Source organism: Microbispora sp. CSR-4 (assembly GCF_008033685.1).
Classification (GTDB): domain Bacteria; phylum Actinomycetota; class Actinomycetes; order Streptosporangiales; family Streptosporangiaceae; genus Microbispora.
In genome coordinates this window covers 1-618 of sequence record NZ_VJVX01000240.1, presented here as the reverse complement: position 1 = coordinate 618, position 618 = coordinate 1, and the positions used below count along the sequence as shown (strand labels likewise).

The window sequence follows — 618 nt, the reverse complement described above, 5'->3', positions numbered from 1 at the left end:
CGCGGTTGCCGCTGTGGGGTGTCGTTGACCGGTGATCGGTGGGGTCGTACGTTGCTGTGCGGTGTTCCTGGGTGTGGATGTCCGGGTGTGGATGTCGTTCGGGTGCACGAAAAGCCTTGTGGGGTCGGGAGTCTTTCCTCGGTCAGGGGCCCTGCGTGACCTGCAAGGAGCTCGGTTGTGACAAGCAGAACCAGAACGGGTGCCGGGGTGATCGGTGCTCTGGCCGGTGTGGTCGCCCTGGCCGGTGTGGCCGTCGCCCCGGCGGCGCAGGCCGCCACCGGGTGTGCCGTGACCTATACGACCAACGACTGGCCGGGTGGGTTCACCGCCGCCATCACGATCCAGAACCTGGGCAGCGCGATCAACGGCTGGAGTCTGGGGTTCGCGTTCCCGGCGAGTGGTCAGAAGGTGGACACCGGGTGGTCGGCCACCTTCAGTCAGAGCGGGCAGAACGTCACGGCCACGAACGTGGACTACAACGCGGCCATCGCCACCGGCGCGTCGGTGTCCATCGGCTTCAACGGCAGCTGGTCGGGGTCCAACCCCAAGCCTGCGTCGTTCACGCTCAACGGCGTCACCTGCACCGGCTCCATCACCACCTCATCACCCTCGCCGACC

At 67.0% G+C, this 618-nt stretch carries 1 protein-coding gene; it reads left to right on the top strand.

Translation table 11 applies throughout. From position 1 onward, the window contains the following. Nucleotides 1-177: 177 nt before the first annotated feature. Nucleotides 178-618: cellulose binding domain-containing protein (locus FLV34_RS39630; protein WP_187280898.1), on the top strand; the 441-nt coding region annotated here is incomplete at its 3' end.